The following is a 24,394-nucleotide window of genomic DNA, read 5'->3' on the forward strand; positions in this document are numbered from 1 at the left end:
GGCGAGCAGCGTCCGCCGCGTCATCGCAGGACTTTCTCGAGTGGCCGGCGGGGGCCGGGAGAGGGGGTACTCGATGCTCGCACGGCGGACGCCCGAGTGCGACCGGAACGGGGGCCCTCCGTCTGGGGGACGCGCGGGAGCTGAGGTCCTCCGCGCGTCAGAGCGCCGGGAGGGGCCGCCGCAGCGCGTCCAGACGCTTCCGCCAGGCGTCCAGGCGGCCCGGCTCCGCGGCGAGCGCCGGTCCGTCCACCCAGGCGGTCGCCAGCCGCAGACCGTGCAGGGCGTTGGCCGTCCAGACCTCGCGGCCCTCCAGCGACTCCGGCTCGGCCGGGGCCTCGATCACGTCCACACCGAGCGCGCCGGCGAGCACCGAGACCGTGCGGGCCGTCACGCTGCGCACGCGGGTGCTCGTCACCGGGGGCACGACCAGCGCGTCGCCCAGCCACCACAGGATCGCACTGCTCGCTCCGTCGATGACGGCGCCCTGGGCGTCGAGCAGCACGGCCTCGTCCGCTCCCGCGGCCAGCGCGCGCGTGCGCAGCAGGGCCAGACGCGCGATGTCCGGGCCCTTCCAGGAGGGGGTCCGGCGCGGATCCACCGGGCTCGTCCACAGCACGACGGAGCGGGTCGTCGGCGGAGCCTCTCGCAGCCGGAGCCGCAGGGCGCCTTCGGAGAGCTCGACGCGGGGGAAGGAGCGGCCCTCGCGGGGCAGGGCGGCGATCGCGGCGTCGAGGAACGGCTCGACGTCCGGGTGCCCGCCCGCCGACACGACGGAGGCGGCGAAGCGCTCGCGGTGCAGGTCGAGCCCGCGGACCCGGCCCTCGTCGACCAGCCAGGAGTCGGCCGCGTCCAGGGAGGCGCCGGGCGGCTCGGGAACGGTCGTCAGGGCCCGCCCGTCCCACACCTGAACCCGCTCGCCGTCCACGACCGCCTACGCTAGCCCAGTGGTCTCGGAGGATCGGCACGTTCGCTCGATCGAGCTGCCCTGGGTCGATCCGGAGCTCGTGCACCACGCCTTGTTCGCCACGGCCGAGGCGTCGTTCTGGCTCGACTCGGGCGTAGGAGCGACGAGCGGCCGCTCCTATCTCGGGGCGTGCGCCCGGGAGGACGTGCTCCTCGTCGGAGCCGGCGGCGACGTGGCGGCGGCGCTCGCCGCGGTCGACGACGAGGCCGCCGCGGGCGACCGTGCGCTCGGCCGCTACGGCTGGATCTCCTACGAGGCGGGAGCCGCCTCCGTGTCCCTGCCGACGGCGCCGACCGGCCCCGGGGATCCGCCTGCCCTCGCCCTGCTCCGGGGCGACCCCGTGCTCGAGTTCGACCACGGGGCCCGGACCGTCCGCCTGGTCGCCACGGGAGACGCGCAGGAGCTCGCCGCCCGCGTGCTCGACCTCGTCGGCGCGCCCGCACCCGCGGATCCCGCGGATCCCGAGCCCGCCGGCGTCCCGGTCCGCCGTCACTCCGCCGCCGAGTACACGGCCCTGATCGGCCGCTGCCAGGAGGCCATCCGCGCGGGCGACGCCTACCAGCTCTGCCTCACCGACGAGATCGTCGTCGAGGGCCGGTTCGACCCGGTCGAGGCGTACCGTCGCCTCCGCCGCTCCAGCCCGAGCCATCACGGCGGGCTGATCCGCCTCGGCCCGCTCGCGCTCGTCAGCGCCTCGCCGGAGCGGTTCCTCACCGGCGGCGCCGACGGACGCGTCGCCACGCATCCCATCAAGGGGACGCGCCCCCGGGGGCGGGACGCCGACGAGGACCGAGCGCTCCGGGACGAGCTCGTCTCGAGTGTGAAGGAGCGGGCCGAGAACGTGATGATCGTGGACCTCGTCCGCAACGACCTCGCCCGGATCGCCGCCCCCGGCTCCGTCGTCGTCGACCGCCTGCTCGAGGTGGAGAGCTACCCGCACGTCCACCAGCTGGTCAGCGAGGTCTCGGCACGCCGGGCGCCCGGCGTGGGGATCGCCGAGCTCGTCGCGGCCCTCTTCCCGGCCGGCTCGATGACGGGAGCGCCCAAGCGCCGGGCCGTGGAGCTGCTGCGCGAGTGGGAGGGCGGCCCCCGCGGCGTCTACTCCGGCGCCTTCGGCCGCCTGGGCTCGGACGGGTCGCTGGACCTCGCGATGACGATCCGCACCCTCGTGCTCGACGGCGAGCGCGCCCGCCTCGGGACCGGCGGCGGCATCACCGCGCTCTCGGTGCCGGAGGAGGAGGTCGAGGAGACGCGGCTGAAGGCGCGGGCGCTCCTCGCGGTGCTGGGCGCCGCCGAGGAGTGAGCGGGCGCCGCGTTCGTCTGCCGTGCGCGCCGGGCCAGTAGGGTTGATGGTCGAACGCAGCCGCCCACGCGTGTGCGTTCTCCCCCTCCTTCAGAAGTGAGAAGCACCTGTGGCAGAAGACACCTCCCGGCAGACCGGCGCGAGCGACGAGGAGCGCTACGACTTCCGAGCGCTCCAGGAGAAGTGGCTCCCGATCTGGGAGGAGACGCGCCCGTTCGCGACGGACGACCCCGACGACAAGCGCCCCCGCAAGTACGTGCTCGACATGTTCCCGTACCCCTCGGGCGACCTGCACATGGGCCACGCCGAGGCGTACGCGCTCGGCGACGTCATCGCGCGCTACTGGCGCCAGCAGGGCTTCAACGTCCTCCACCCGATCGGCTGGGACAGCTTCGGCCTGCCCGCCGAGAACGCCGCGATCAAGCGCGGACTGAACCCGGTCACCTGGACCTACGACAACATCGAGCAGCAGAAGCGCTCGATGAAGCGCTACGCCGCGTCCTTCGACTGGGACCGCGTGCTGCACACCTCCGACCCCGAGTACTACAAGTGGAACCAGTGGCTGTTCCTCAAGATGTACGAGAAGGGCCTCGCCTACCGCAAGGACAGCTGGGTCAACTGGGACCCGGTGGACCAGACGGTCCTGGCGAACGAGCAGGTCCTGGCGGACGGCACCTCCGAGCGCTCCGGCGCGGTCGTGGTCAAGAAGAAGCTCACGCAGTGGTACTTCAAGATCACCGACTACGCCGACCGCCTCCTCGACGACCTGAACCAGCTCGAGGGCTCCTGGCCGTCGAAGGTCATCGCCATGCAGCGCAACTGGATCGGCCGCTCCATCGGCGCCGACGTCGAGTTCGAGATCGAGGGCCGCGACGAGCGCGTCACCGTCTTCACGACGCGACCCGACACGCTCTACGGGGCGACCTTCATGGTCGTCGCGCCCGACTCCGACCTCGCCTCCGAGCTGGTCGAGGGCTCCGAGCCCGCGATCCGCGACGCGTTCCGCAGCTACCTCGAGACGGTGCAGAAGTCGAGCGAGATCGAGCGCCTGACCGCCGACCGCCCCAAGACCGGCGTGTTCCTCGGCCGCTACGCGGTGAACCCCGTGAACGGCGAGCGGCTGCCGATCTGGGCCGCCGACTACGTCCTCTCCGACTACGGCCACGGGGCCGTCATGGCCGTGCCCGCGCACGACCAGCGCGACCTCGACTTCGCCCGCGCGTTCGACCTGCCCGTGCGAGTGGTCGTCGACACCACCGCCTCGGTCACCGGCGCGATCCCGGTCATCCCGGAGGACCCGGAGGAGCTGGCCGCGCTCGAGAAGGAGTACTCGCTCGACCCGGCCACGACCGGCGAGGCGCTGACCGGCGACGGCCGCCTGATCAACTCCGGGCCGCTCGACGGGCTGTCCAAGCGCACCGCCATCGAGCGCGTCATCAGGATGCTCGAGGAGCGCGGCCGCGGCCGCTCGGCCAAGAACTACCGCCTGCGCGACTGGCTGATCTCGCGGCAGCGCTACTGGGGCACCCCCATCCCGATCATCCACGGAGCCGACGGCGAGCTCGTGCCGGTGCCCGAGGACCAGCTGCCCGTCGTCCTGCCCTCCACCGACGGCCTCGACCTGCAGCCGAAGGGCTCGTCGCCGCTCGGGGCGGCGGAGGACTGGGTGAACGTGCCTCACCCGGTGGACGGCTCGCCCGCGCGCCGCGACCCGGACACGATGGACACCTTCGTCGACTCCTCGTGGTACTTCCTCCGCTTCCTCTCGCCGAAGGACGACACGCAGGCCTTCGATCCGAAGCTCGCCGAGAAGTGGGCGCCCGTCGACCAGTACGTCGGAGGCGTGACGCACGCGATCCTGCACCTGCTGTACGCGCGCTTCATCACCAAGGTGCTGTTCGACCTGGGCTACGTGTCGTTCACGGAGCCGTTCACGGCGCTGCTCAACCAGGGCATGGTGCAGATGGACGGCGCGGCGATGTCGAAGTCGAAGGGCAACATCGTCCGCCTGTCGGACCAGCTGGACGAGTTCGGCGTCGACGCGGTGCGCCTGACGATGGCGTTCGCCGGCCCGCCGGAGGACGACATCGACTGGGCCGACGTCTCGCCCGGCGGCAGCGCGAAGTTCCTGGCCCGCGCCTGGCGCCTGGCGAAGGACGTCACCTCGAAGCCCGACGTCGAGTGGAGGACGGGTGACGCGGCTCTGCGCCGTCAGACCCACCGCTTCCTCGCGGAGTCCCCGTCGCTGATCGAGGCGTTCAAGTTCAACGTCGTGGTCGCGCGGCTGATGGAGCTCGTCAACGCGACCCGCAAGGTCGTCGACTCGGGCGCCGGAGCCGGGGACCCCGCGGTCCGCGAGGCGGTCGAGGTGGTCGCGATGGCACTCAACCTGTTCGCGCCGTACACGGCCGAGGACATGTGGCACCGCCTGGGCTACGAGGGCACCGTCGCGCACGCGCTGTGGCGCAAGGCCGACCCGTCGCTCCTGGTGGAGGAGAAGGTCACGGCGATCCTGCAGGTCGACGGCAAGGTCCGCGACCGGCTCGAGGTCTCGCCGAAGATCTCCTCCGACGAGCTCGAGGAGAAGGCGCGGGCCACTGCCGGCGTCGCGCGGGCTCTCGTCGGCCGCGAGGTCGTGAAGGCGATCGTGCGGGCGCCGCGCCTGGTGAACCTGGTGACGAAGGCGGTCTAGCCGCTGATCCGTCCCGACGGGGCTCCTCCTCTCGTGGGAGGGGCCCCGTCGTGCGCTCAGCGCCGGTGCTGCCCTCTCCTCCACAGGGAGGCGATCCTGCGGGCTCTCCCCGGATCGGCGTCGGCGGCCGCTCCGGACCTCGACGCGGGTCCTACCGTCGGCGGATGCCAGAGACCACGGACGACGAGCAGCTGACAGCGCTGCTGCGCCCCCGGCGCGCCCGCCCGCGCTGGCGGGTGGGGGTGGGAGCGGCGGTCGTGCTCGTGATCGGCGCCGCGGTCGTCGCGGTGCTGCTCGCGGGAGCGCGGTCGAGCGGTCACGAGCGGGTCCTGGAGCCCGCCGTGGCGACGAGCGCGCCCGCTGCCGCGGCGGCCGAGTCGCTGTACGTGCACGTGGCCGGCGAGGTCGCCTCCCCGGGGCTGTACGTCCTGTCGCCCGAGGCGCGGGTGGCGGACGCGGTCGCCGCCGCCGGAGGGTTCCAGGAGTCGGCGGAGCGCGCGGCGGTCAACCTGGCCCGGAGGCTCGTCGACGGCGAGCAGATCGTCGTGCCGGCCGTGGGAGCGGCGCCGGCCGCGGCGGGAGCGGCTCCGAGCGGATCCGCTCCGGGAGGAGCCTCCGCGGCCGGATCCGTGCTGAGCCTGAGCACGGCGACGGCCGCCCAGCTGGAGGAGCTGCCCGAGATCGGCCCGGCGACCGCGAAGAAGATCGTCGCCCACCGGGAGGCGAACGGCCCGTTCTCCTCCGTCGACCAGCTGCTCGAGGTCCCCGGGATCGGCGAGAAGACGCTCGCGGCGTTCCGCGACCAGGTCGCGCCGTGAGGAGCGTGCGGGCGGCGGACCTGCGGCTCCTGCCGGCGGCGGTGGCCGCGTGGACCACGGCGTGGGCGGCCGGGATGCTGCCGGTCGCGGCGGTGCTCGACGGGGGCCTCGTGTGGTGCGCCGCGGGCTGGATGCTCCTCGGGGCGGCGTGCGTCCTGCTCCGGCGCGTGCTCGGCGGACAGCTGATCGGAGCGGTGCTCGTCGCGGGCGCGGGTGCCGCCCTCGCCCTCACCTCCGTGGTCGCCGTGGCAGCCGGTGACCACCCCGCGTCGCTGCGGGAGGCCCAGGAGGACCGCGCCCTCAACCCGGTCACCGTCCGCGTCGACACGGGTGCCCGTCCGCTCGCCACCGGAGGTGTGTGGTTCGAGGCGACGGCGCTGCGGGTGGGGGACGCGTCGACCGCGGCCCCCGTCCGTGTGCTGCTCGCCGATCCCGGCGGCCGGCTGCCGGTGGGCGCCGAGCTCGACCTGCAGGCGCGCGCCGGGGTGAAGGAGGCGCCTGTCGGCGAGGCGACGATGCTGAGGGCGGCGTCCGTCCTGGACCGGCGCGGTCCCGGGGGAGCGGCGGCCGTCGCGGAAGTGCTGCGCTCGCGCTTCCTCGAGCGCGCGGCGGTGGTCGGCGGCGACGTCGCGGGGCTGCTTCCGGGCCTCGCGACCGGCGACACGTCCGCGCTCGATGCGGGACTCGAGGAGGTGATGCGCACCGCGTCGCTCACCCACCTGACCGCCGTGTCCGGCGCCAACTGCGCCGTGGTGGTGGTCGCCGGCTGGACGATCGCGGCGCTCCTCGGCGCCGGGCGCCGCCTCCGGACCGTCGCCGCCCTCGCCCTGCTCGCCGCCTTCGTCGTGCTGGTGACCCCCGAGCCGAGCGTGGTGCGGGCCGCGGTGATGGCGACGGTGGTCCTCCTCGCGCGGCTCGGGCGGCGCTCCGGAGCGGCGGTGCCCGCCCTGCTCGCGACCGTCGTCCTGCTCGTGGCCGCCGACCCCTCGATCGCGGGGAGGCTCGGCTTCGTGCTGTCCGTCCTCGCCACCGCCGGACTCCTGCTGCTCGCCGAGCCGATCGCGGGCGCCCTCGGCCGAGTGCTGCCCCGGCCTCTCGCCCTGGTGCTCGCGGTGCCGACCGCGGCGCAGCTCGCCTGCCAGCCCGTGCTGCTGCTCGTTGACCCGTCGGTGCCGGTGTACGGAGTGCTCGCCAACCTGCTCGCCGAGCCCGCGGCACCCGCCGCGACCGGGCTCGGGCTCATCGGCTGCATGCTCGCTCCGTGGTGGCCCGGAGCCGCCGACGCGGCGATCCGTCTCGCCGCCGTCCCCGCCTGGTGGATCGCCTCGATCGCTCGCGCCGTCGACGCGTGGCCCGCCCCGAGGATCGCCTGGTGGCCGGGAGTGGGAGGAGCGCTCGCACTCACCGTCCTGACCCTGCTCGCCCTCGTGCTGGTCACGCAGTCGCCGCGGCTCGCGCGCGTGCGCCGGATCGCCGCCGTCGGTCTGGCGTGCGCGATCGCGGCCGCCGGCGGCACCACCGTCGCCACGCCGCTCCTCCGCGCGGCCTCGGTGCCCGAGGACTGGCGCGTCGCGATGTGCGACGTCGGGCAGGGCGACGCGGTCCTCCTCCGTGGAGACGCGGGGGTGCTGCTCGTCGACACGGGGCCCGAGCCCGCCCCGCTCGACGCCTGCCTCCGCCTGATGGGAGTGGACCGGATCCCGCTGCTGGTGCTCACGCACTACGACCTCGACCACGTCGGCGGGTTCCAGGCCGTCCTCGGACGGACCGACGCCGCGCTCGTCGGACCCGCCGCGAGCCTGGACGACGAGCGCGACCGGGCGGCGCTCACCGGCGCGGGGGTCGCACTGCAGGAGGCGGTCCGCGGCGACAGCGGCTCTCTCGGCTCCCTGCGCTGGCGGGTCGAGTGGCCGGAGCGCCGGAGCGCGCTGCGGGGGAACGAGGCGAGCGTGACCCTCCGTGTCGACATCGGCCCGGACGCCCGCGGCGGCCCCCTCTCCGTCGCGCTGCTGGGGGATCTCGGCGAGCAGGAGCAGGGGCGCGTCTCCCGGCTGCCGGTCGGCCGGGTCGACGTGGTCAAGGTCGCGCACCACGGCTCCGCCGACCAGTCGCCCGCGCTCTACGAGGCGCTCGGCGCGGGCGTCGGACTGATCTCCGTCGGAGCGGAGAACGACTACGGGCATCCGAATCCGTCGCTCCTCGCCCTCCTGGCCGAGCGCGGGGTCGAGGCGCTGAGGTCGGATGTCGAGGGTACGGTCGTGCTCGCGTCCCGCAGCGACGGGATCGCGGTCTGGTCGAGCGGCGCGACGGCGCCCGCGGCGGCCTCGGGGCGCCGTGAGCGGGCCGTAGGGTGGAGGGCGCTCGGACGGGCGCGGCACGGAAGGACACGGCATGGCAGGCAGGGCCCCGGCGCGCGCGAAGGCAGCGCCCTCGAAGGCGGCGATCCCGCAGCTCGCCTGGAACCAGACCCGGCCGGCGCCGATCGTGCTGATCACCGGCCCGGAGCAGTTCCTGGCCGACCGCGCGCTGCGCTTCCTCCGCGAGTTCCTCCGCGCCGAGGATCCGAGTCTCGAGGTCAGCGACATCGATGCCGGCGGCTACGCGCCGGGGGAGCTGCTGACCCTCGCGAGCCCGTCCCTCTTCGACGAGCCCCGCCTCATCCGCGTCTCGAACGTCGAGAAGTGCACGGACGCGTTCCTCCTCGAGACCCTCGACTACCTCTCGGCGCCCGCGGACGGGGCGACCCTGGTGCTCCGCCACGGCGGCGGCAACCGGGGCAAGAAGCTCCTCGACGCGATCCGCTCGGGCACGGGCGGCGGCATCGAGATCGTCTGCGCCGAGCTCAAGCGCGAGAGCGACAAGGTCGACTTCGCGATCGCCGAGTTCCGAACGGCGGGCCGCACGGCGACCACCGGCGCCGTCCGCGCTCTGGTGTCGGCGTTCTCCGACGACCTCGACGAGCTCGCGTCGGCGTGCCAGCAGCTGCTGTCCGACGTCACCGGCGAGATCACCGAGGCGACCGTCGCCAAGTACTACGGCGGCCGTGTCGAGACGACGGCCTTCACCGTCGCCGACTCCGCGATCGCGGGCCGTCACGGCGAAGCGCTGCTCGGGCTCCGCCACGCCCTCGCCTCCGGCGCCGATCCGGTCCCGATCGTCGCCGCGTTCGCGAGCAAGCTCCGCACGATGGCGAAGGTCGCCGGCTCGCGCGAGGGCTCGGGCCAGGTCGCCTCGCGTCTGGGCCTCGCTCCGTGGCAGGTGGACCGGGCCCGGCGCGACCTGCAGGGCTGGACCGGCGAGGGCCTCGGCACCGCGATCCTGACGGTCGCCGACGCCGACGCCAACGTGAAGGGCGCCACCCGCGACCCCGTCTACGCCCTCGAGCGCATGGTCTCCGTCGTCTCCGCCCGGGGCCTCTGACCCGCCTCGGAGCCCTGCTCTCCCGATCCGCTTCGACCTCGTCACCGGCGGGTCTCCACACGCCGCTTCGCGGCTACTCGCCTTCCCTCGCAGGGTCGTCCCCGGACCGCAGGACGCTCCTCCCACCGCGCCCCTCCGCCGAAGCCGACCGCGCCGCGGCCGATGAAGAGTCGGACAATCACCTCGCAGGGTCACCGGCGATCCGCGTGCGAGCGGATCGTCGTACCCGGAACGCAGGACGCTCCTCCCACCGCGACCACCCCTGGATGCCGACCGCGCGACGGGCGACGAGGAACGAGGAGCCCGTCGACCGCGAAGCTGCAACGACGAAGGGCCCGGCCAGAGGCCGGACCCTTCGTCGTTGCAGCTTCGCGCAGTACTACAGCGCGGCGACCTGCTTCGCGATGGCAGACTTGCGGTTCGCGGCCTGGTTCTTGTGGATGACGCCCTTGCTGGCGGCCTTGTCGAGCTTCTTGGCGGCGAAGGCGAGGGCGGTGCCGGCCTTCTCGGTGTCGCCGGCGGCGATGGCGGTGTGGACCGAGCGGATGGCGGTCTTCAGCTCGCTCTTGACGGCCTTGTTGCGCTCGTTCGCCTTCTTGTTGGTGAGGTTGCGCTTGATCTGCGACTTGATGTTTGCCACGTGGATTACCTTCTTCTCGGATGTGCGTGTGTGCAGCCGGCTACTCGACGGAGTGCCCCTTCCGCGGGCGTCTGAACGCCCTGCGGTGCGACTGGAGGTCGCCGGCTTCTGATCACTCCACGCCTGCCGGGTGTCCGGAGGGGGAGCGCAAGCCAACAAGGAACTTTAGCGCACCCGTCGTCACCCTTCAACCGCGCCGCGCCCGCGGGTGCACCGCCGTCCGCGTCGAGGCCGCCGGGGCGACACGCCGGGGGATGCGGAGCGCAGTGGCGTCTCGCGCCTTGGGGCCGCCGGTAACGTGACGCCGGTGCCCCGTCTCGCCGATCACCTCTCCGCGGTGCCGCCCTCGGGCATCCGCCACCTGTTCGAGATCGCGCTGCGGCTCGACGGAGTCACCCTCCTCGCGGTGGGCGAGCCCGACGTGCCGACCGCGCCGCACATCATCGAGGCGGCCCGGGCGGCGTGGGCGGCCGACGACACCCGCTACGGGCCGAACGGCGGCGTCCCCGAGCTGCGGCGGGCGATCGTGGAGAAGCTGGCGCGCGACAACGGCATCGAGGCCGACGTCGAGCAGGTCTGGGTGACCGTCGGCGCCACGCAGGCGCTGCACCAGGCGATGACGCTCCTGCTCGGACCCGGCGACGAGGTGCTCATCCCCGACCCGGGCTACACCGTCTTCACGACCAATGCGCGGACCATCGGCGCCGTGCCCGTGCCGTACACGCTGCGCGCCGAGAACGCCTTCCTCCCCGATCCCGACGAGGTCGAGCGCCTGATCACCGACCGGACCCGCGTCCTGATCGTCAACAGCCCGTCCAACCCGCTCGGCGTGGTGTTCCCGAGGGAGGTCCTCGAGCGCCTGCTCGACATCGCCCGGCGCCACGACCTGTGGGTGCTCAGCGACGAGGTCTACGAGTACTTCACCTACGGGCGCCCGCACGTGAGCCTCGCGGCGATCGCCCAGGAGCGCGGGGACGACGCCGACCGCGTCCTCAGCGTCTTCTCCTTCTCGAAGACGTACGCGATGACCGGCGTCCGCGTCGGCTACCTCGTGACGCCTCCGGGCTTCACGTCGATCATGGTCACGGTGCAGGAGGCGGCGATCAGCTGCGTCGCCACTCCGGACCAGCGCGCCGCCCTCGCCGCTCTGACCGGGCCGCAGGACGCGGTGGCCTCCGCCTCCGACCACTACCTCGCCAACCTGCGGCTCGCGACGGGCGTGCTCGACGAGCGGGGGATCGCCTACCGCGAGCCCGAGGGCGCATTCTACCTGTGGATCGACATGGCGCACGCGACCGGCGGGGACGTCGCCTCGTGGGTCGAGTCCTTCCTCCTCGAGACCCTCGTCGCCGTCGCGCCCGGCAGCGCCTTCGGCCGCACCGGCGAGGGCTGGATCCGCGTCTGCCTCGCCGCGGATCCCGCCGCGCTCGAGCACGGGCTCCGCGCCCTCCCGGCCCCGGTGCGCGGATGAGCGCCGCCGAGGTGCTGGTCCGGCGCGTCCGGGCGGAGGAGTACGACGAGGTCTCGCGCCTCCGGCTCGCCGCCTACGCCCACGACTACGAGCTGGGGGAGGAGTACGCCGCCGACGTCGCCGCGGTCGCCCGGCACGACGTCGAGGGCGAGGTCTGGGTCGCCGTCGAGGGCGACGGGCGGATCCTCGCCACCGTCACCACGGCGCGCCCGGGCGCGAACCTCTACGAGCTCGGCCGGCCCGGCGAGCTGGACTGGCGACTGCTCGCCGTCGCCCCGGAGGCCCGCGGGCGGGGCCTCGGGCGGCTGCTCACCGAGTTCGTCGTGATGCTCGCCGTCGAGCGGGGCCTCCAGCGGGTCGTGATGAACAGCGGCACGCTGATGACCACCGCGCACGCCCTCTACGAGAGCATGGGCTTCGTCCGTCTCGGCGAGCGCGAGAACCCGCCCGGGGTCGAGCCCACCCGCACCTACGGACTCGATCTCTAGCGGCCGGTCCCGGCCCCCGCCGCCGGGCATGGGACACTGGTCCCACGATGTCTCCACGTGCACACACCGGGCTCGAGCCCGCCGCGACCGATCCGGCGTCCATCCGCAACTTCTGCATCATCGCCCACATCGACCACGGCAAGTCCACCCTCGCCGACCGGATGCTCGGCATCACGGGTGTCGTCGAGGACCGGGCGATGCGCGCGCAGTACCTCGATCGCATGGACATCGAGCGCGAGCGCGGCATCACGATCAAGTCGCAGGCCGTGCGGATGCCGTGGGAGCGCGACGGGCGCACGTTCGCCCTGAACATGATCGACACTCCGGGCCACGTGGACTTCTCCTACGAGGTGAGCCGCTCGCTGGCGGCGTGCGAGGGCGCGATCCTCCTGGTCGACGCGGCGCAGGGCATCGAGGCCCAGACGCTCGCGAACCTCTACCTCGCGCTCGAGAACGACCTCACGATCATCCCGGTCCTGAACAAGATCGACCTGCCGGCCGCCGACCCCGAGAAGTACGCGAAGGAGCTCGCGAGCCTCATCGGCGGCGACCCGGACGACGTCCTCCGCGTCTCCGGCAAGACCGGCATGGGCGTCGAGGCGCTGCTCGACCGCGTGACCGAGCTCATCCCGCCGCCCGTCGGCGACCCCTCCGCCCCTGCGCGCGCCATGATCTTCGACTCCGTGTACGACGCCTACCGCGGCGTCGTCACCTACGTCCGCATGATCGACGGCAAGCTCTCGCCGCGCGAGAAGATCCAGATGATGTCGACCCGCGCCACTCACGAGATCCTCGAGATCGGCGTGTCGAGCCCCGAGCCCGTCGCGACGCAGGGTCTCGCGGTCGGCGAGGTGGGCTACCTGATCACCGGTGTGAAGGACGTCCGCCAGTCGAAGGTCGGCGACACCGTCACCACCGCGTCCAAGCCCGCGACGCAGGCGCTGCCCGGCTACACCGAGCCGCTCCCGATGGTCTTCTCGGGCCTGTACCCGATCGACGGCAGCGACTACCCGGACCTGCGCGAGGCCCTCGACAAGCTCAAGCTCTCGGACGCGGCGCTCGTGTACGAGCCCGAGACGTCGGTGGCGCTCGGCTTCGGCTTCCGCTGCGGCTTCCTCGGCCTCCTGCACCTCGAGATCATCACCGAGCGCCTGCAGCGCGAGTTCGGTCTCGACCTCATCACCACGGCGCCCTCGGTCATCTACGAGGTCTCGACGGAGGACAAGAAGACCGTCACCGTCACGAACCCGAGCGAGTTCCCCGTCGGTAAGATCGCCGCCGTCACGGAGCCGATCGTCAAGGCCGCGATCCTCGCGCCGAAGGACTACGTCGGCACGATCATGGAGCTCTGCCAGAGCCGCCGAGGGACCCTGATCGGCATGGAGTACCTGGGCGAGGACCGGGTCGAGATCCGCTACCACATGCCCCTCGGCGAGATCGTCTTCGACTTCTTCGACAACCTCAAGTCGAAGACCGCCGGCTACGCCTCGCTCGACTACGAGCCCGCCGGCTCGCAGGAGGCCGACCTGGTGAAGGTCGACATCCTGCTGCAGGGCGAGCAGGTCGACGCGTTCAGCGCGATCGTGCACCGCGAGAAGGCCTACGCCTACGGCGTGCTGATGACGGGGCGCCTGCGCAAGCTGATCCCGCGGCAGCAGTTCGAGGTGCCGATCCAGGCCGCTATCGGCGCCCGGATCATCGCCCGCGAGTCGATCAGCGCGATGCGCAAGGACGTCCTGGCCAAGTGCTACGGCGGCGACATCACCCGCAAGCGCAAGCTTCTCGAGAAGCAGAAGGAGGGCAAGAAGCGGATGAAGATGGTCGGCCGCGTCGAGGTCCCCCAGGAGGCGTTCATCGCCGCGCTCTCCGGCGACGTGGAGACCAAGGACAAGAAGTAGCAGAAGTTCCGACGTATCGACGATTTCGTCTATTTAGTCTGTTGACGGTAATTCCTGGGGACAACAATCAGCTTCTAGCCTTTAGGTCAAGCGGTCAATCTCCAATGCGTCTATATTGCGCCCCTGGGAAGTTTATTGGAAGCTCCTACGCGTAACTCTTGGCGTGCTAGTGATATTCGTCCCACAGCGGTATTGGGTGGCTGTGTCTGACAAGCTCTAGCGCGACGGCGTTGAATTGGGTAGATTCTAGATTGTGAGCCCAAATGATTCTTGGACATATGTGCAGACGGCGGCACTGCTTGTCGCAGCCGTCGGAGCTGTCGCAACTTTAGTTACGGCCATAATCTCGAGTGTGCTCAGCTCCAGAAGAGACCGCTTGTCCTGGCTGCGCGAAGTTCAGGGCAGGGCTAATGAAGAGTATATTGATGCTCTTCACGGTTTCGCTGATGCCGTTGCGGGAGGCCCGCTTGACAAAGCGCTTCATACGGCCAACTTTGTCGGGTTAGACGAATCCTTGGCTTACAACTCGGAAAAACTTACCAATCTTCTCACGGCTACGAGGCATTTGCAGACGAGTGGAAGTCAGCGGATCCTTGTTCGCGCGGCAACTTTCAATTATCATGCAACTCGACTGATGGATCTTGCACATCCGTCTTCTGGAGCCGTTAATCAAGCAGCGCTCGATCAACGAGTCCGTACATTAGAACTTATTGCTAAGTTACTATTCTCAGTTGATGCAGCAATTCGACTTGAAGGGAGATTGGTGCCCTTCTGGCACCGGCGACGCTACAAGAAATTGGTGAGTGGCGGGTGGCGTCGAGTGGGCTTTCACCTGGAGCGAGATCCGGTGACTGGCCTTGATCTTGAAGTTGAACGGTTTAAAGCGCGCGTTTCAGAGTCCGGTGCGTTGGACTTGCTCCATGCGTGGCTAGTCAAGGATTTTCAGGGGAACTCAACCGCAGGTGACTATCGCGCGGAAGATCCGTGGACGTTATCACAGTTCTTGTCAGGAAACAGTTACTACTCGAGGCCGCAGTGGGCTGTCCTTGTGAAAATCTATGATGAGCCTTGGCGGTTTGCAGTATCTCCAAAGACGCCCGCGGGCCTTTTCGGCGTCATCTGTGCTGACGCTTCGGAGATTGTCCGCTATGGCGGTCGAGGTGGCGACACCAGGGCTGGTGGAAGTGTTTGGATTGACGGCCTGATTCCCGACGAAGACGGTGCCGTACGTCCATGCAGAATTTGGTTTTGGCATAAGTCGAAGTGAGGTGGCGTTACCTGCTCATCGGCTGCTGTTCTGTTGGTATTGTGTCGTTGAATTCCGTGTGCGCCTGTCGCCATGTTGCCTACCCCCCGTCCGGGACGTCGAGTTGACGGGGATTGCGGTCCTCAACGGGTCACGGGTAGCTTTCGAGCGCTGGACGCGGCTGCGGATCGAGGACGATCCGCTCGGGGGCCGGAGCGTCGACGGTCGGTCCTCCCATCACGATCAAGGGGGAAGTCCGTGAGCTCTGCACGCACGAGGAAGCACTGGATCAGATCGGGGGCGGCGCTCCTGGGCGTCGCGGCCGTGACAGCGGGGACGCTCGTCGCCGCCGCACCCGCCTCGGCCGCGACCCGTGAGGTGCAGGCGTCGCCCGCGCCTTACGCGTGGGAGGACACCGACCAGTTCGCCGTCGAGAAGGGGCTGTCCGTCTCCTCCGACGCGGAGACGATCACCGTCGAGCTCCCCGCCGCGAGCGCGTCCGCCGGGTTCACCGAGTGGTCGCACCCGGGCTACGCGACGGTGGATTGGCGTCTCGGCACCGGCGAAGCCGCCTTCGTCTCCGGATCCTCCCCTGTCGACCCGGCCACCAACTCCTTCGAGGTCCCGCTCGGGCGCTCGGTCGGCTCGTTCGAGCAGCCGGCCGTGAGGCTCGACCTCACCGCCGAGGCGGAGGAGGCCGCGGACGCGTACGTGCCGGCCGGGCTCGCCTCGACGGCGGGCTTCGACCTCCGCGTGACCGCCGGGCTCACTGTCGCTCCGGCGAGCGGTGAGGACACGGCCGCCGTCGACCTGTCCGCGACCACCCCGACCTCGACCCGCCACGGCGGCGTGTTCTGGGCGGGCGGCGGGAGCCTGACCGACGCGGGCGCCGGTGATGTCGTCGTCATCGAATCCGGCGTGCCCGGCTTCTTCGGCTCCTCCGTCAAGGCCACTGCCGGAACGGACGGCGCTCCGGCGCTCACCGCCACGGTGAGGGTCCTCGACGACGGCTCCTCGGTCGCGGTGAAGCCCAATCAGGACTTCTACGACCGGTACCTCAACTTCAGCGACACCTCCCTCACGGGCGCGCCCTCCATCCGCGTCACCGGAGCCGGCACGGGCGTCGAGCAGCCGGCCGAATCCGCCTTCGTCGTCCGGGTCCCGCTGAAGGTCGTCGCATCGACGACTCCGCCGACCACCGAGCCGACTCCGGGCACCGGTCCCACGGTGACCCGCCTCGCGGGCACCGACCGCCAGGGCACGGCCGTCGAGATCTCGAAGTCGCTCTTCACCACTCCCGGCGTCCCCGTGGTCTACATCGCCACCGGCGCGAACTTCCCCGACGCCCTGAGCGCCGGACCGGCCGCAGCGAAGCAGGGAGGCCCGCTCCTCCTGGTCGACCGGGACTCGATGAGCCAGGTCGTCCGCGACGAGCTGACCCGCCTCGCTCCGCAGCGGATCGTCGTCGTCGGCTCCGCGCTCAGTGTCAGCGACGGCCTCGGCAGTGAGCTGGCCGGCTACGCGAACGGCAACATCATCCGCATCGGCGGTGTCGACCGGTACGACACGTCGCGCCAGATCATCCAGTACGCGTTCGGCGGCGGATCGTCCAAGGCGTGGCTGGCGACGGGCGAGAAGTTCCCGGACGCGCTCGGCGCCAGCGCCGCGGCCGGCTCGGTCGACGCGCCGGTCATCCTGGTCAACGGCGGACTGCCGGAGGCCGACGCCGTCACCAAGACGATCGTCTCGCGCCTGCGCGTCTCGACCCTCACCATCGCGGGATCCGAGCTGTCCGTCAGCGCCGGGATCCAGGGCTCGCTCACCGGGCCGGCGATCACCCGCATCGGCGGCACCGACCGCTACGACACCTCCGAGCAGCTGAACCGCGCGGCCTTCCGCACGGCGAAGACGGTGTTCCTGGCGACCGGTGAGAACTTCCCGGACGCGCTCGCCGGAGCGACGGCCGCCGGCTACGCGAACAGCCCGCTGTTCGCCGTGCCGCCGACCTGCGTGCCCACCGCGGTGCTGAACGACATCAAGGCCGGCGGAGCGACGCGCGTCGTCCTCCTCGGCGGCACCGGCACCCTCTCGGACGCCGTGGCGAAGCTGACTCCCTGCAGCTGACCCGACCCGCACCACGACGAGGGCCCTCCTCCCGCTCCGGCGGGGGAGGGCCCTCCGTCGTTCCCGGCTCGGGGCGGCGACGGTCGGATACGCTGGGTCGGATGGACAGCACCACCCGGCACGCGGACTCGACGCGCGCCGCGCTCGAGGAGTCCGGGAAGAAGGTCGGGACGTGAGCATCCGCCGCTCCAACTTCGAGGGCCAGCCGCAGGTCACCTACGCGGCCGTCGGCGGCACGCTGGCCCCCGACCTGCTCGAGTACCCGCCGGACGGCTTCACGGCCGAGCGCTTCGAGGCCCGGCTCGGCTCGGGCGACGAGCGCTTCGCCATCACCACCGCCTCCCTGATGACGTGGGGCGTGCAGCGCGGCAGCGGCATCGAGGTGACCGACATCACCAGCGGCAGCGGCGTGCAGTACACCGGAGTCAACTTCGACGCCGCGGGCACCCCGATCGACCTCGTCAGCCGGCCGACGGAGGAGCACTTCGCTCCCGACGGCACCCCCTACATCACCGCGGGCGTGACCGCCGTGCTCCGCGTGACACTGCTCGGCCGCGTCTTCGACGCCCCGGTGCGCGTGGTCTACGTCGTCGACGAGCCCGACCAGGTCGGCTTCGCCTACGGCACTCTCGAGGGCCACCCCGAGAGCGGCGAGGAGTCCTTCGTCGTCGAGAAGCGCGCGGACGACTCGGTCTGGCTCGTCATCCGGGTCTTCTCGCGTCCCTCCACCCGCCTCTACCGCCTGGGCGCGCCGGTGCTGCGCGCCGTGCAGAAGCGCCAAGTGGCCAAGTACCTGCGCGCGCTGCTGCCGGCGCGCGTCAGCTGACGTGGGGAGCGCCCTCCCGATCGCCGATCCTGCTCCGCTCGACGGCGGACTGCCCGCGTCCGTCGTCGACGGCGTGGAGCAGCGCGACCTCGGCCTCTACGTGCACGTGCCGTTCTGCCGGGTCCGCTGCGGCTACTGCGACTTCAACACCTACACGGCGACCGAGCTCCGCGGAGCGAGGCAGCAGGACTACGCCGACGAGGCGATCACCGAGATGGCTCTCGGCGCCGAGGTGCTCGAGCGCGCGGGCCTGCCCCGGCGCCCCGCCCGCACGGTCTTCTTCGGCGGCGGTACGCCCACGCTGCTGCCCGCCGGCGACCTGGTGCGGATGCTGGACGGCCTCCGCACCCACTTCGGGGTCGCGCCCGACGCCGAGATCACCACCGAGGCGAACCCCGACTCCGTCGACGCCGCCTACCTCCGCGCGCTGGCCGAGGCGGGATTCACCCGCGTCAGCTTCGGCATGCAGTCGGCCGTGCCGCACGTCCTCGCCACGCTCGAGCGCACCCACGACCCGGAGAGGGTCCCGCTCGTGGTCGAGTGGGCGCGGGAGGCCGGCCTGCAGGTCAGCCTCGACCTCATCTACGGCACGCCGGGGGAGTCCCTGGCCGACTGGGAGCGGTCGCTCGACTCCGCGCTGGCCAACCGGCCGGACCACCTCTCGGCCTACGCCCTGATCGTGGAGGACGGCACGAAGCTCGCCCGGCAGATCCGCCGCGGCGAGGTCGCGACCCCCGACGACGACCTCACCGCCGACATGTACGAGCTCGCCGACGCGCGCCTGGCCGCGGCCGGGTACTCCTGGTACGAGGTCAGCAACTGGGCGCGCGACGACGCGCACCGCTCCCGGCACAACCTCTCGTACTGGCTCGGCCACGACTGGTGGGGCGTCGGTCCCGGCGCGCACAGCCACGTCGGGGGCGTGCGCTGGTGGAACGTGAAGCACCCGGCGGCCTACGCCGACCGGCTGAGCGCCGGAGCCTCGCCCGCTGCCGGGCGGGAGACCCTCGACGCGGGCACGCGGCGGGTGGAGGACGTGCTGCTGCGCTCGCGCCTGGCGGACGGGCTGCCGATCGACTCGATCGACGCCGGTCGGCGCAGCGAGGTGGCGGGGCTCATCGCCGACGGCCTCGTCGACGGCCGGGCGGCGCTCCGCGGGCGGATCGTGCTGACCCTGCGCGGCCGTCTGCTGGCCGACGCGGTCGTGCGCCGGCTCACCGACGGCTGAGGCCGGGTCCCGGGGCGGCCCGCGAACGGCCGCCCCGGTGCCGCGGCTACTTGAAGAACGGGATGCTGAGCGGGTACGTGTAGTACTCGCCCGCGCTGGCGCGCACCGAGGCGATGATCGCGAAGACGATCACCAGGATCGGCACGACCAGGAACACGATGAAGCCGACGAGCACGAAGGACAGGATCGTCCCGGCGACGTAGGCGATCAGCGTCGTCAGGTGGAAGTTGAGGGCCGTCCTGGCGTGCGCCTCGAGGAACGGTCCGCGCCCCTTGAAGACCAGGAAGACGATCAGCGAGGGCAGGAAGCTGAAGAAGATGCCGGTCACGTGCGTGACGATCGCCCAGGTCTTCTCGTCGGCCGGGTTCAGCGGCGGAGCCGGGGTCCCGTAGACGGGGGGCGGGGGAGGGGTGGCCGACATGATGGTCTCCGTTCCGGCGGCGGCGACGGGCGTCCCCCGTGCGCTCGGCGTCCATCGTGGCATGAGGCGACCCCCCGCGCACCGGGCCGCGCGGGACCTCCTCCTCGGGGATGACGGGGCTCCTCCCCGAGGCCCTGCAGGAGTGCACCCCGGCCGATCCCCGCGCAACCCCGCCTGGCGGTCCGCCTCCCGGTTATGATTGGCACTCAGAGTTGCGGAGTGCCAGGCTCCGCGCGGCGTCAGCGCCGCAGACGGTCGTGCCCGCGGGCACTCGGAGTCCGGCGGGAGGTCGGTCGTATGGTGACGGAGCGCGGTCTCCAGGTCCTGCGCGTGATCGTGCAGGACTACGTGGCGAACCGGGAGCCGGTGGGCTCCAAGTCGATCGTCGAGCGCCACGCGTTCGGCGTCTCGGCCGCCACCATCCGCAACGAGATGGCCCAGCTCGAGGAGGAGGAGCTGATCGCGGCTCCGCACACCTCCTCCGGACGCGTGCCGACCGACAAGGGCTACCGCCTCTTCGTCGACCAGCTGGCCGACCTGCGCCCGCTCACCTCCGCGCAGCGCCAGGCGATCGAGACGTTCCTCGGACAGAGCCCGGACCTCGACGAGGTGCTGGTCAAGACCGTCCGCCTGCTCTCGCAGCTCACCAACAGCGTCGCGCTCGTGCAGTACCCGTCGTTCGGAGCCGCGCGGCTGCGCCACGTGGAGCTCGTCGCCCTCGCGCCCCGCCGCCTCTTGTCGGTGCTGATCACCGACACCGGCCGGGTCGACCAGCGCGTGCTGGAGACCCCGGAGGACGTGGACGACGCGCTTCTCGGCGAGATCCGGGCGAAGCTCAACACGGCCGTGCTCGGCCTGGGGCTCCAGCAGGCGGCCGAGACGCTCGGATCCGTCGCGGAGCGCTTCAGCCCCGAGCGGCGCCAGGTGCTGACGCCGATCGTGCAGACCCTGCTCGAGCAGGTCGGCGCCAATCGGCAGGACCGCCTGGTCATGGCCGGCGCCGCGAACCTCGTCCGCACCGAGGAGGACTTCTCGGGCAGCATCTACCCGGTGCTCGAGGCGATCGAGGAGCAGGTGGAGCTGCTGCGCCTCTTCGCCGAGATGACTCCGGACCCCCGGGGCATCTCGGTGCGCATCGGCCGCGAGAACGCGCCGTTCGGCCTTCAGGAGACCTCGGTCCTCACGAGCGGCTACAACACCGCGGGCGGCCAGATCTCGCGCCTGGGCGTGCTCGGACCCATCCGGATGGACTACTCCGGCAACATCACCGCGGTGCGCGCCGTCGCCCGCTACCTCTCCCGCCTCCTCGGCGAGGAGTAGGCCCGACCTCCCGGCCCCCGCCGGATCCCCCCGGTGCGCCGTGCCCGGCCCACCGACCCACGAACGAAGGACGAAGCCACCTGTGGCCGATCACTACGAAGTGCTGGGCGTCGACCGCGACGCCTCCGCCGACGAGATCAAGAAGGCGTACCGCCGACTCGCCCGCGAGCTGCACCCCGACGTCAACCCGAGCGCGGACGCCTCCGAGCGCTTCAAGCTCGTCACGCACGCCTACGACGTACTGAGCGACGCCCAGCAGCGGGCGCAGTACGACCGCGGTCCCCAGGAGGGCTTCGGCGGCGGCGCCCAGGGCTTCGGCGGGTTCGGCGACATCTTCGAGACCTTCTTCGGGCAGGGCGCGCAGGGCTCGTCCCGCGGACCGCGCTCCCGCCGCGAGCGCGGCCAGGACGCCCTGCTGCGCGTGGAGGTCTCGCTCGACGAGGTCATCTTCGGAACCCACCGCGACCTCGAGGTCGACACGGCGGTGCTCTGCGAGACCTGCCAGGGCTCGTGCTGCCAGCCCGGCACCTCGCCGGTGACCTGCGACATCTGCCACGGCTCCGGCCAGATCCAGCGCACGGTCCGCTCGCTCCTGGGCAATGTGATGACGGCCAGCCCCTGCGGCACCTGCCGCGGCTACGGCACCGTCATCGCGACCCCCTGCTCCACCTGCCAGGGCCAGGGACGCGTCCGCGCCCGCCGCACCATCCCCGTCGACGTCCCCGCGGGAGTCGACACGGGCCTGCGCCTGCAGATGCCCGGCAGCGGCGAGGTCGGCCCGGCCGGCGGACCCAACGGCGACCTGTACCTCGAGATCAAGGTCAAGCACCACGACGTCTTCAGCCGCAACGGCGACGACCTGCTCTGCACCCTCGAGGTGCAGATGACGGACGCGATCCTCGGCTCCACGGCGTCGCTCAAGGCGCTCGACGGCGACATCGAGATCGAGATCAAGCCGGGCACGCAGAGCACCGAGATCGTCACGATCAAGGGCCGCGGAGTCACGCGCCTGCGCGGCAGCGGACGCGGCGACCTCCGCATCGGCATCCAGGTCGTCACCCCGACGAAGCTGGGCCACCGCGAGCGGGAGCTGGTCCAGGAGCTGGCGAAGCACTACAAGCCGCAGAAGCCCGCGCTGACCCACTTCCAGCAGGGCCTGTTCTCCAAGCTCCGCGACCGCTTCCTGGGCTGAGCCCGTGGCGCACCACTACATCGACGAGTCGCTGGACTCCGACGGCTTCGTCGTCGGGGGCCGGCTCGCGCTCACCGGCGCGGAGGCACGGCACGCCGCGACCGTCAGCCGGATCCGCGCGGGCGAGAGCGTCCGGGTCGGCGACGGGCGCGGACTCGTCGCGACCGCGGTCGTCGAGAGCGCGGAGCCGGCGCGGGTGGTGCTCGTCGTGGAGTCGGTGCAGGAGTCCCCGGTGCCGTCCCCGCGCCTGGTCCTCGTGCAGGCGCTCGCGAAGGGCGATCGCGACGAGCTCGCCGTGCAGGCGGCGACCGAGCTCGGGGTGGACGAGGTCGTCCCCTGGCAGGCCGCGCGGTCGATCTCGCGGTGGTCCGGCCCGAAGGAGGAGAAGGGGCGCGAGCGCTGGCGCGCCATCGTGCGCGAGGCGAGCAAGCAGTCGCTGCGCCCCCGGGTGCCCGAGGTCGCGCCGCTCGAGCAGGTGCGCGGTCTCGTCGCGCGCGCCGCGACGTCCCGCGTGCTGGTCCTCGAGCCCTCGGCGCACGCGCGGCTCTCCCAGGTGGTCCCGGACGGACGCGACCTGGTGCTCGTCGTCGGTCCCGAGGGCGGCATCGCTCCGGAGGAGCTGCGGCTGCTCGCGGAGGCGGGCGCCGAGGCCGTCGCGCTCGGCGACTCCGTCCTGCGCACCTCGACCGCCGGGCCCGCTGCCATCGCGGTCCTCTCGGCCCGCCTGGGCCGCTGGTGACGCTCCTCCACAGCCGCCTCGGAGCGCCGGAGCAGGGTGCCGTGGGCGAACGCGGCGCCCGTCGCGCACGGGCCCCGTTTAAGATGAGTGCATGAGCGAACCCACCGTCTTCACGCGCATCGTCCGGGGCGAGATCCCGGCCGATGTGGTGTTCGAGAACGAGCGCATCCTCGCGATCACCGACATCGAGCCGAAGGCGCCCGTCCACCTCCTCGTCTTCCCGAAGACCCAGGAGCACGCCACGGTCGCCGCTCTCGCGGCCGCCGATCCCGCCCTGCTCGCCGAGATGGTGCAGGTCGCCCAGTCGCTCGCCGACGCCCACAGCAACGGTCAGTTCCGCCTCGTCTTCAACTCCGGCGAAGAGGCGGGCCAGACCGTGTTCCACGTGCACGCCCACGTCCTGGGCGGCCACCAGACGGAAGGCTCTCTTGCCACCGGTTGAGAACACGGGCGCGAGCCCCGACGAGCGTCCCGCCCCCGGCGCGGACGCGTCCGAGACGACGCGGCGCGTCGTCGCCGTCGACGGAGTCGCGATGGTGCGCCTCCTCGGACCCCAGGACCGCCTCATCCGAGCGGTCGAAGGACGATTCCCCGATGTCCGGGTGCACGTGCGCGGCAACGAGGTGACGCTCGACGGCGAGCGCGAGCCCGTCGCCGCGGCGACGCGCCTGGTGGAAGAACTGGTGCGCATGACCGCGAGCGGGCACGATCTCGACCCGGAGGGCGTGCGCGAGTCCGCCCGCATCCTGCAGAACGGCGGGCCGGTGAGCCCGGCCGAGGCGTTCGGCCAGGCCATCCTCACGGCGCGCGGACGCAGCGTGAGGCCCAAGACGCTCGGCCAGCGCGAGTACGTCGACGCGGTCGATCAGAACACCATCGTCTTCGGCATCGGCCCGGCCGGAACCGGCAAGACCTACCTGGCGATGGCGAAGGCCGTGCAGTCGCTGCAGCGCAAGGAGGTCGAGCGGATCATCCTGACCCGTCCGGCGGTCGAGGCGGGGGAGCGGCTGGGCTACCTGCCCGGCTCGCTCACCGACAAGATCGACCCGTACCTGCGCCCGCTCTACGACGCGCTGAACGAGATGATGGATCCCGAGATCGTCCCGAAGCTGCTCGCAGCCGGCACGATCGAGGTCGCGCCGCTCGCGTACATGCGCGGGCGCACGCTCAACAACTCGTTCGTCGTGCTCGACGAGGCGCAGAACACCACGCCCGAGCAGATGAAGATGTTCCTCACCCGCCTCGGCTTCGGCTCGAAGATGGTGGTCACCGGCGACATCACCCAGGTCGACCTGCCGACCGGCGCGAGCGGACTCCGCCTCGTGACGCGGGTGCTCGACGGCATCGACGACATCCACTTCTCGAGACTGACCAGCGAGGACGTGGTCCGCCACAGCCTGGTCGGCCGCATCGTGGACGCCTACACCGAGTACGACCAGCAGAAGCAGGCGCAGCACTTCGAGCGCGAGCAGGCCCGGGAGTTCGCGAACCGCGCCGAGCGCCGCGGCCAGGCCGCCCGCCCGCCGTTCTGCAGGATGCGGGCGGACTCGCGCACGCCCTCCGGGTCGAGATCGTGCCCGCTCGCGGTCATGCGCACCAGTTCT

At 71.8% G+C, this 24,394-nt stretch carries 19 protein-coding genes and 1 pseudogene; 17 read left to right on the forward strand and 3 right to left on the reverse strand.

All coding sequences use genetic code 11. The features are described 5' to 3' along the window. Window positions 1-157 precede the first annotated feature (157 nt). Entirely contained in the window at window positions 158-925 is a 768-nt protein-coding gene (locus C5D44_RS16540) for an aminotransferase class IV (RefSeq protein WP_258068024.1), read from the reverse strand. Between the two features lie 19 nt (window positions 926-944). Here C5D44_RS16540 and C5D44_RS16545 point away from each other — a divergent pair, with 19 nt between their 5' ends. From C5D44_RS16545 to holA, 5 genes and pseudogenes are all read left to right on the forward strand, one after another. Further along, on the forward strand, window positions 945-2,267 hold the full coding sequence (locus tag C5D44_RS16545; protein WP_104276563.1) for an anthranilate synthase component I family protein: 1,323 nt from the start codon (window positions 945-947) through the stop codon (window positions 2,265-2,267). Window positions 2,268-2,376: 109 nt separating this feature from the next. Continuing rightward, the gene (leuS, locus tag C5D44_RS16550; protein WP_104276564.1) at window positions 2,377-4,959 is read left to right on the forward strand and encodes a leucine--tRNA ligase; all 2,583 of its coding nucleotides are present in this window, start codon (window positions 2,377-2,379) and stop codon (window positions 4,957-4,959) included. A gap of 164 nt (window positions 4,960-5,123) precedes the next feature. After that, complete coding sequence (locus tag C5D44_RS16555; protein ID WP_104276565.1) at window positions 5,124-5,777, forward strand: ComEA family DNA-binding protein; 654 nt, start codon at window positions 5,124-5,126, stop codon at window positions 5,775-5,777. 515 nt (window positions 5,778-6,292) lie between these two features. Beyond that, a pseudogene (locus C5D44_RS18735) lies at window positions 6,293-7,594 on the forward strand (ComEC/Rec2 family competence protein); the annotation flags it as partial. A 574-nt stretch (window positions 7,595-8,168) separates the two neighbouring features. Continuing rightward, a complete protein-coding gene (gene holA, locus C5D44_RS16570) occupies window positions 8,169-9,197 on the forward strand; it encodes a DNA polymerase III subunit delta (protein WP_104225645.1) in 1,029 nt (342 codons plus the stop codon). 379 nt (window positions 9,198-9,576) lie between these two features. Here holA and rpsT read toward each other — a convergent pair whose 3' ends face one another. Next, on the reverse strand, window positions 9,577-9,837 hold the full coding sequence (gene rpsT / locus C5D44_RS16575; protein WP_097165711.1) for a 30S ribosomal protein S20: 261 nt from the start codon (window positions 9,835-9,837) through the stop codon (window positions 9,577-9,579). Between the two features lie 307 nt (window positions 9,838-10,144). On the opposite strand from rpsT, the gene C5D44_RS16580 reads away from it, so the two are divergent. The 7 genes from C5D44_RS16580 to hemW all read left to right on the forward strand — a co-directional run bounded on the left by C5D44_RS16580 (window position 10,145) and on the right by hemW (window position 19,118). Beyond that, a complete protein-coding gene (locus tag C5D44_RS16580) occupies window positions 10,145-11,308 on the forward strand; it encodes a pyridoxal phosphate-dependent aminotransferase (RefSeq protein ID WP_104255144.1) in 1,164 nt (387 codons plus the stop codon). Further along, complete coding sequence (locus C5D44_RS16585; RefSeq protein ID WP_104276569.1) at window positions 11,305-11,796, forward strand: GNAT family N-acetyltransferase; 492 nt, start codon at window positions 11,305-11,307, stop codon at window positions 11,794-11,796. The genes C5D44_RS16580 and C5D44_RS16585 overlap by 4 nt, the downstream gene beginning before the upstream one ends. Before the next feature lie 47 nt (window positions 11,797-11,843). Continuing rightward, the gene (gene lepA, locus C5D44_RS16590; protein ID WP_104282295.1) at window positions 11,844-13,694 is read left to right on the forward strand and encodes a translation elongation factor 4; all 1,851 of its coding nucleotides are present in this window, start codon (window positions 11,844-11,846) and stop codon (window positions 13,692-13,694) included. A gap of 352 nt (window positions 13,695-14,046) precedes the next feature. Continuing rightward, entirely contained in the window at window positions 14,047-14,961 is a 915-nt protein-coding gene (locus C5D44_RS17825) for a hypothetical protein (RefSeq protein WP_146088085.1), read from the forward strand. A 237-nt stretch (window positions 14,962-15,198) separates the two neighbouring features. After that, window positions 15,199-17,064, forward strand: a complete 1,866-nt coding sequence (locus C5D44_RS16595; protein ID WP_146088086.1) for a cell wall-binding repeat-containing protein — start codon at window positions 15,199-15,201, stop codon at window positions 17,062-17,064. A gap of 172 nt (window positions 17,065-17,236) precedes the next feature. Next, complete coding sequence (locus tag C5D44_RS16600) at window positions 17,237-17,890, forward strand: DUF1990 family protein (RefSeq protein WP_244229440.1); 654 nt, start codon at window positions 17,237-17,239, stop codon at window positions 17,888-17,890. Between the two features lies 1 nt (window position 17,891). Then, a complete protein-coding gene (hemW, locus tag C5D44_RS16605; protein ID WP_104282297.1) occupies window positions 17,892-19,118 on the forward strand; it encodes a radical SAM family heme chaperone HemW in 1,227 nt (408 codons plus the stop codon). A 46-nt stretch (window positions 19,119-19,164) separates the two neighbouring features. On the opposite strand, the gene C5D44_RS16610 is transcribed toward hemW, so the two are convergent. Beyond that, on the reverse strand, window positions 19,165-19,539 hold the full coding sequence (locus C5D44_RS16610) for a DUF4870 domain-containing protein (RefSeq protein ID WP_104258277.1): 375 nt from the start codon (window positions 19,537-19,539) through the stop codon (window positions 19,165-19,167). A 297-nt stretch (window positions 19,540-19,836) separates the two neighbouring features. Between C5D44_RS16610 and hrcA the strand changes: the two genes are divergently transcribed. The 5 genes from hrcA to C5D44_RS16635 all read left to right on the forward strand — a co-directional run. After that, a complete protein-coding gene (hrcA, locus tag C5D44_RS16615) occupies window positions 19,837-20,859 on the forward strand; it encodes a heat-inducible transcriptional repressor HrcA (protein WP_104276574.1) in 1,023 nt (340 codons plus the stop codon). A gap of 82 nt (window positions 20,860-20,941) precedes the next feature. Then, window positions 20,942-22,051, forward strand: a complete 1,110-nt coding sequence (gene dnaJ / locus C5D44_RS16620; protein WP_104251191.1) for a molecular chaperone DnaJ — start codon at window positions 20,942-20,944, stop codon at window positions 22,049-22,051. 4 nt (window positions 22,052-22,055) lie between these two features. Then, window positions 22,056-22,790 carry a 16S rRNA (uracil(1498)-N(3))-methyltransferase gene (locus C5D44_RS16625; RefSeq protein ID WP_104276575.1) on the forward strand — a complete coding sequence of 245 codons (735 nt, stop codon included), beginning with the start codon at window positions 22,056-22,058 and terminating at the stop codon, window positions 22,788-22,790. A gap of 91 nt (window positions 22,791-22,881) precedes the next feature. Then, on the forward strand, window positions 22,882-23,232 hold the full coding sequence (locus C5D44_RS16630; RefSeq protein WP_104276576.1) for an HIT domain-containing protein: 351 nt from the start codon (window positions 22,882-22,884) through the stop codon (window positions 23,230-23,232). A 91-nt stretch (window positions 23,233-23,323) separates the two neighbouring features. Next, a partial coding sequence (locus C5D44_RS16635; RefSeq protein WP_104282299.1) for a PhoH family protein occupies window positions 23,324-24,394 on the forward strand: 1,071 nt, incomplete at its 3' end.

This window comes from Rathayibacter sp. AY1B5, from assembly GCF_002932795.1.
Taxonomy (GTDB): Bacteria; Actinomycetota; Actinomycetes; order Actinomycetales; family Microbacteriaceae; genus Rathayibacter.